The 5611-nt window shown below is 69.6% G+C and carries 6 protein-coding genes; 5 read left to right on the top strand and 1 reads right to left on the bottom strand.

The genetic code is table 11. The features are described from left to right. Positions 1–283 precede the first annotated feature (283 nt). The 5 genes from GT358_RS05720 (at position 284) to GT358_RS05700 (ending at position 5246) form a co-directional block, all read left to right on the top strand. Positions 284–1366, top strand: coding sequence for an ABC transporter ATP-binding protein (locus GT358_RS05720; RefSeq protein ID WP_166581643.1), 1083 nt, complete (start codon positions 284–286; stop codon positions 1364–1366). Next, the gene (locus tag GT358_RS05715; protein ID WP_166581642.1) at positions 1363–2643 is read left to right on the top strand and encodes an ABC transporter substrate-binding protein; all 1281 of its coding nucleotides are present in this window, start codon (positions 1363–1365) and stop codon (positions 2641–2643) included. The genes GT358_RS05720 and GT358_RS05715 overlap by 4 nt, the downstream gene beginning before the upstream one ends. Positions 2644–2734: 91 nt before the next feature. Beyond that, a complete protein-coding gene (locus GT358_RS05710; protein ID WP_371416227.1) occupies positions 2735–3589 on the top strand; it encodes a carbohydrate ABC transporter permease in 855 nt (284 codons plus the stop codon). After that, positions 3586–4416 carry a carbohydrate ABC transporter permease gene (locus GT358_RS05705; RefSeq protein WP_166581640.1) on the top strand — a complete coding sequence of 277 codons (831 nt, stop codon included), beginning with the start codon at positions 3586–3588 and terminating at the stop codon, positions 4414–4416. The genes GT358_RS05710 and GT358_RS05705 overlap by 4 nt, the downstream gene beginning before the upstream one ends. An 11-nt stretch (positions 4417–4427) precedes the next feature. After that, on the top strand, positions 4428–5246 hold the full coding sequence (locus GT358_RS05700) for a sugar phosphate isomerase/epimerase (protein ID WP_166581639.1): 819 nt from the start codon (positions 4428–4430) through the stop codon (positions 5244–5246). Between the two features lie 19 nt (positions 5247–5265). Here GT358_RS05700 and GT358_RS05695 read toward each other — a convergent pair. Continuing rightward, positions 5266–5611: TOBE domain-containing protein (locus GT358_RS05695; RefSeq protein WP_166581638.1), on the bottom strand; the 346-nt coding region annotated here is incomplete at its 5' end.

Raw genomic sequence — 5611 nt, 5'->3', positions numbered from 1 at the left:
CGAGGTCAAGGCGGGCTGACGCCGCCCAAGGGCGGGGTGCCAAAAAGCGCCCCGCCTCGGCCGAAGGACCGCTCGCCGGGGGTGGAGAAGGTTAGGCTTCAGGCCCACCCCCTCCGCCACGCTCCCCCCCGGTACTTCCGTTTTCCTGTCCGCCTCCCACCGACCGGTGCGAGCGACGCGGTTGCCCGATCGTCGGGCAACCGGCGACAGACAGGTCCCCGGGCGGGCGTCTTTCGGGCGCATCGTCACGAGTCTGTTGCACTCCCCTGCCAGAGGGGGGCGCATGAATGCGATCGACCCTCACGCGCCGGCCTCCGCGGCGGAGCCGGCCGGCCTTCGGCTTGACGGGATCTGGAAGTCCTTCGGCCAGACTCCCGTGCTTCGGGACATCTCGCTGGACCTGCCGGGCGGGCAGCTGTCGGTGCTGCTGGGTCCGTCGGGTTGCGGCAAGTCCACCCTGCTGCGGCTGATCTCGGGGCTGGAGGAACCCACGGCCGGGACGATCCGGCTGGGCGGCGAGGACATCACGCATCGGGTGCCCGCCCAGCGGAACCTGTCGATGGTGTTCCAGAACTATGCCCTGTTCCCGCACCTGCCGGTGGCCGAGAACATCCTGTTCGGCCTGTCGGTCCGGCGGGTGCCCAAGGCCGAGCAGCAGGCGCGGCTCGAACGCGTGGCGAACCTGATGGGTCTGGAGACGCTGCTGCGGCGCAAGCCCGCGCAGCTGTCGGGCGGCCAGCAGCAGCGCGTCGCCCTGGCGCGGGCGGTGGTGTCGGAGCGGCCCGTCTGCCTGATGGACGAACCCCTCTCAAACCTTGATGCCAAGCTGCGCGCCGAGATGCGGGTGGAGATCCGCGCGCTGCAGCAGCGCCTCGGGCTCACGCTCGTCTATGTCACGCACGATCAGGTCGAGGCGATGACCATGGCCGACCGGATCGTGGTCCTGAACGAGGGGCGCATCCAGCAGGTCGCCTCTCCGCGCGAGCTCTATGCGCGGCCGGCGACGACCTTCTGCGCGCGGTTCATCGGCACACCGCCCATGAACCTCATCCCCGCGGAATCGCTGCCCGGCCATCCCGTACCGCCCGGCGCGGCGCTGATCGGCGTGCGTCCCGAGGACATCGCGATCGCCGAGACCGGCGTGCCGGCACGAACCGAGGGCATCGAGTATCTCGGCGCCGACCAGCTCGTGTCGGTGCGGCTGGACGGGGTGGCCGTGATCGTCCGCCAGCCCGCCCGGCTGGGCCCCCCGCCCGAAACCGTCCGGCTGCGCTGGCCCGAGGCCGCGCAGCACCTGTTCGACGCAGCCGGTGACCGGCTGCCCGATTCCCCCTCCAACCGGTTTTCGCACAAGGAGAGAGCATGAAGACCTGGACGACGACCGCGCTGGCGCTGATCGCCGCCACGGGCCTTGCCGCCCCCGCCAGCGCCGTGGATCTCGAGTTCTACTTCCCCGTGGCCGTGGGCGGCGACGCCGCCGGGATCATCGAGCGGCTGACGCAGGACTACATGGACGAAAACCCGGGCGTCACCATCGACGCGATCTACACGGGGTCCTATGCCGACACGACGACGCGGGCCATCACCGCCGCGCGCGGGGGCAACCCGCCCCACCTGGCCATCCTGCTCTCCGTGGACATGTTCGCCATGATCGACGAGGACATCGTCGAGCCGTGGGACCCCTATCTGACCGAGCAGGAGATCGAGGAGTGGATCGGCGGCTTCTATCCCGCCTTCCTGCGCAACAGCCAGTTCGAGGGGCAGACCTGGGGCATTCCGTTCCAGCGCTCCACGCCGGTGATGTACTGGAACAAGGAAGCCTTCGAGGCTGCGGGCCTCGATCCCGAGCGGCCGCCGGAGACCTGGGACGAGATGGTGGAGATGGGTCGCACCCTGACCGTCCGCGACGAGGCCGGCAACGTGACGCAATGGGGCGTGCGCATTCCCTCGTCCGGCTTCCCAAGCTGGCTCTTCACCGGGCTCGTGGCCTCGGCTGGGCAGGACGGGCTGGCCAGCGACGACGGGACGGAGGTGTTCTTCGACACGCCCGAGGTGCTCGAGGCGCTGGAATACCTGGTCTCGCTCTCGACCGAGCACGGGATCATGCAGCCCGGCATCATCGACTGGGGCGCGACCCCGCGGGCCTTCATGGACGGGGAAAGCGCGATCGCCTGGACGACGACCGGCAACCTCGCCAACATCCGCGCCAACGCGCCGTTCGAATTCGGGGTCGCGATGCTGCCGGCCAACGTGCGGCGCGGGGCGCCGACCGGCGGGGGCAACTTCTACCTCTTCTCCGGCCACAGCGAGGAGGAGACCCGCGCGGCGATCGACTTCGTGAAATGGGCGACCGCGCCCGAGCAGGCGGCCCGCTGGTCGATCGAGACGGGCTATGTCGCTCCCCGCCCGGACACGTGGGAGACCGAGGCGATGCGCGCCTATGCCGCGGAAGTGCCCGGCGCCGTCGTGGCGCGCGACCAGCTCGAGTTCGCGGTGCCGGAACTCGCGACCTGGGAGGGGCCGCGCATCACGCAGATCCTGAACGACAACATCCAGGCCGCCATCGTGGGCGACAAGACCCCGGCCCAGGCCCTGGCCGATGCCCAGCGCGAGGCGGACGCGATCCTTGCAGCCTACCGCTGACATCGATCCCCGGACGCGGCCCCTGGCCGGGGCCGCGCCGGCGGAGACGGCCGCGCCGGCCCGCCGGGGCTGGCGCCTTCGTCGCGAATGGGTGCAGGCGTGGCTTCTGCTCGCCCCGGCGCTGATCCTGCTGTTCGCCTTCACCCATCTGCCCGCCATCCAGACGGTCATCGACAGCTTCTGGTCCACCCCGCGCGGGCGGCGCCCGGCCGCCTTCGTGGGACTGGCCAACTATGCCCGCCTGCTGGAGGACCCGATCTTCATCCGCGCCATGGTCAACAACGCGATCTATGCCGCGATCACCATTCCGGCCTCGATTGCGCTGGCGCTCGTCATGGCGCTGTTCGTGCATGGGCGCCTGTTCGGGCTGGGCTTCGTGCGGATGGCCTATTTCACGCCGACCGTCCTGCCGCTGATCGCCGTGGCGAACATCTGGCTGTTCTTCTACCTGCCCGGCATCGGTCTGTTCGACCAGATTCGCGGCATCTTCGGCCTGCCGGCGCGCAACTGGGTCGGCCAGCCGGCGACCGCGCTCTATGCGGTGATGATGGTGACCATCTGGAGTCAGGCGGGGTTCTTCATGATCTTCTACCTGGCCGCGTTGCAGACGATCCCGCAGAGCCTGCGGGAGGCTGCCGCCCTGGAGGGCGCGTCGCGCTGGACGTTCTTCCGTCGCGTGACCTGGCCGCTCATCATGCCCACCACGCTGTTCATCTCGGTCAACGCCACGATCAACGCCTTCCGGACGGTGGACCACATCTTCGTCATGACGCAGGGCGGACCGAACAACGCCTCAATGCTGCTGCTCTACTACATCTACGAGCAGGGCTTCCGGTTCTGGGACACGGCCTATGCCGCGACGCTGACCGTCGTGATGGTGACGATCCTGGCCGTGGTGGGGATCGGCCAGTTCTTCCTGCTGGACCGCCGGACACATTACCGATGAGCACGCTCGCCCATCACGAAGGACCGTTCGACCGGGCGCTGTTCGTGGCGGGAGCCTGGACGCTGGCCATCGTCTGGCTGCTGCCGCTCGCCTATGCGGCCTGGACCGCGATCCATCCGCCGGCCTTCGTCGCGCGGTTCGAACTCTTCGCGCCGCTGACGGCCGAGAACTTCGTCCGCGCGTGGAATGCGGCACCGTTCGGGCGCTACTACATCAACACGATCCTGCTCGTCACCATGATCCTCGCGGCCCAGCTCGTGCTGTGCACGCTGGCGGCCTTTGCCTTCGCGCGTCTGGAGTTTCCGGGGCGCAACGTCCTGTTCGCGCTGGTCCTGATGCAGCTGATGGTGATGCCGGACATCCTGATCGTGCGGAACTATGCCACGATGTCGGCGCTGGGGCTGCTCGACACGATCCTGGCGATCGGCCTGCCCTACTTCGCGAGCGGATTCGCGATCTTCCTGCTGCGGCAGACCTTCAAGACCGTGCCGAGGGAGCTCGACGAGGCCGCGCGGGTCGAGGGATGCTCGCTCCTCGGTGTGCTCTGGCGGGTCTATGTGCCGCTCGCCCGGCCGACCATTCTCGCCTTCGGGCTGGTCTCGGTCAGCCATCACTGGAACAACTTCATCTGGCCGCTCATCGTCACCTCCTCGGTGAACACGCGGCCGCTCACCGTCGGCCTGTCGATCTTCGCGACGACCGACAGCGGCGTGGAATGGTCGGTCATCAATGCCGCCACGCTGATCACCTCCGGCCCGCTCCTGATCGGCTTCCTGCTGTTCCAGCGGCAGTTCATCCAGAACTTCATGCGCGCCGGCATCAAGTAGGACCTGCCTCCATGACCCTGCCCCTTCTCGGCGCGGCCCTCCGGCTGAGCGATCTCGACCCGGTGCGATCCTGGATCCTGGACGCCGGCCGTCCGGTGGAGATCCAGGACTTCGTCTCGCCCGCGATCACCGGCGGCGATGCGTCGGACCTGGTGAAGGGCTGGCGCCGGGCGCTGGACGGGCACCGCGGCCCGCGCGGCCTGCACGGGCCGTTCTTCGGCCTCGACATTTCCAGCCCCGACGCGGAGATCCGGGAGATCGTGCAGCGGCGGCTGCTGCGGGGCCTCGAGATCGCGGAGATGCTGGGCGCCGACCAGATGGTGATCCACAGCCCCTTCACGATGTGGCACCGCCTGAACTACGTCAATTACGGCTTCCTGCGCGAGACGCTGTTCGCCGCGGCGCAGGACTGTCTGGCGCCGGTGCTGGACCGGGCTGCCGGGCAGGGCTGCATGCTGGTCCTCGAGAACATCGACGACACGGACCCGCTGGATCGCGGCGATCTCGTGGACCGGATCGGCCATCCCTGCCTCGGCCTGTCGATCGACACGGGTCACGCCGCGCTGGCCCATGCCAATTATGGCGCCCCGCCGGTCGTGGACTTCATCGCCCAGGCGGGCGGGCGGCTGGCCCATGTCCATCTTCAGGACGTGGACGGCCATGCCGACCGGCACTGGCATCCGGGCGACGGGGTCCTGCCCTGGCCCGGGATCTTCCGCGCTCTCGCGATGCTGCCCGTGCCGCCGCGGCTGATCCTGGAGGTGCGGGCCGACCTGGCCGACCTGCCGCGGACCGTTGCGCGGCTCGAGGCGAGAGGTCTGGCCCGCTAGCGCGCCGGCCGCCCCCGCGTCAGCGCAGGCGCGCGCCGCTGACGGGATCGAAGGCGAACACTTGCGCAGGGTCGAAGGCGATGCCGACCCGGTCGCCCGGCGCGACGCGGGGATCGTCGCGCGATTCGACGACCAGCTTCTCCCCCGTGGGGGCGGTGACGTGGATGTAGGAGACGCCGCCCAGTGCCTCGGTCAGTTCGACCCGGTGGGTCGAGCCCTCCGCCACCGCCAGATGCTGGGGCCGCAGGCCGAGGGTCACCTCGCTGCCCTCGGAGGGGAGCCGCACCGCGAGCGGAACGGCCCGGCCGAGGCCCTCGGCGGCGACGAGGCCCGGCCCCTCCACCCGTCCGGTGACGAAGTTCATC

It is taken from the genome of Rubellimicrobium sp. CFH 75288 (assembly GCF_009904055.1).
Taxonomy (GTDB): Bacteria; Pseudomonadota; Alphaproteobacteria; order Rhodobacterales; family Rhodobacteraceae; genus Rubellimicrobium.
This window is presented reverse-complemented; position numbering and strand designations above follow the sequence as displayed.

What these genes read in the sequence shown, in the direction of transcription:
- GT358_RS05700 (WP_166581639.1), top strand. Translation starts at nt 4,428, where the DNA reads ATGACCCTGCCCCTTCTCGGCGCGGCCCTCCGGCTGAGCGATCTCGAC.
- GT358_RS05715 (WP_166581642.1), top strand. Translation starts at nt 1,363, where the DNA reads ATGAAGACCTGGACGACGACCGCGCTGGCGCTGATCGCCGCCACGGGC.
- GT358_RS05720 (WP_166581643.1), top strand. Translation starts at nt 284, where the DNA reads ATGAATGCGATCGACCCTCACGCGCCGGCCTCCGCGGCGGAGCCGGCC.
- GT358_RS05705 (WP_166581640.1), top strand. Translation starts at nt 3,586, where the DNA reads ATGAGCACGCTCGCCCATCACGAAGGACCGTTCGACCGGGCGCTGTTC.